Origin of the sequence: Lysinibacillus parviboronicapiens, assembly GCF_003049575.1 — a bacterium.
Classification (GTDB): domain Bacteria; phylum Bacillota; class Bacilli; order Bacillales_A; family Planococcaceae; genus Lysinibacillus; species Lysinibacillus parviboronicapiens.
In genome coordinates this window covers 1-633 of sequence record NZ_PYWI01000095.1, presented here as the reverse complement: position 1 = coordinate 633, position 633 = coordinate 1, and the positions used below count along the sequence as shown (strand labels likewise).

The following is a 633-nucleotide window of genomic DNA, read 5'->3' as shown; positions in this document are numbered from 1 at the left end:
GTTATTTTGCTGGCTTCTCCGTGTCATCCTTCTTTTTATAGTTCGATGAAAGAATTGATTACGCTGCCTCTACGAGACAGTAGAGGTCCTTCATCATATGTTGCTCGTTAAAAAAGACTTTCTTTTTACATATGCCATGTAATACCTTCAGTAATTTACCACAGAGTATTACCATTGACTGCTTTCCCCGTAAGGGATTTTGTTGTCGTGTTGTGTAGTATTCATGAAGCTGTTTAAATGCTTCATTATGACGAATTAGCGGTACTATTACTTTGAATAGGGTGTTTCTGAGCTTCTTTCGTCCTCGTTTAGAAATATGTTTTTGTCCCTTATGTTGGCCGGACGAGCTTTCACGTAATGTTAATCCCGCTAGTTTTATAAGTTGGCGTGGATTTTCATAAAGTGCGAAGCATCCTACTTCTGATAGTAAATCAACTATTGTCGCGTCTCCTAAACCAGGAACTGAAGCCAGTATTTCATACTCTATTGTTGTTTGTGCCATCTCTGCTAATTGATTATTAACAGTTTCAATTTCAGTTTCTAATAACCGATACTGACGTAAGAGCGTGGCAATTTCATGTTGGGCCATCTGTGTTCCTTCTGTCAGACCGATAGAGTTTTTCGCGGCTTCAA

General features: G+C 38.9%; 1 protein-coding gene. It reads right to left on the bottom strand.

Annotated elements, in window-relative coordinates:
• Positions 1–58: 58 nt before the first annotated feature.
• A partial coding sequence (locus tag C9J35_RS23225; protein ID WP_167396056.1) for a transposase occupies positions 59–633 on the bottom strand: 575 nt, incomplete at its 5' end.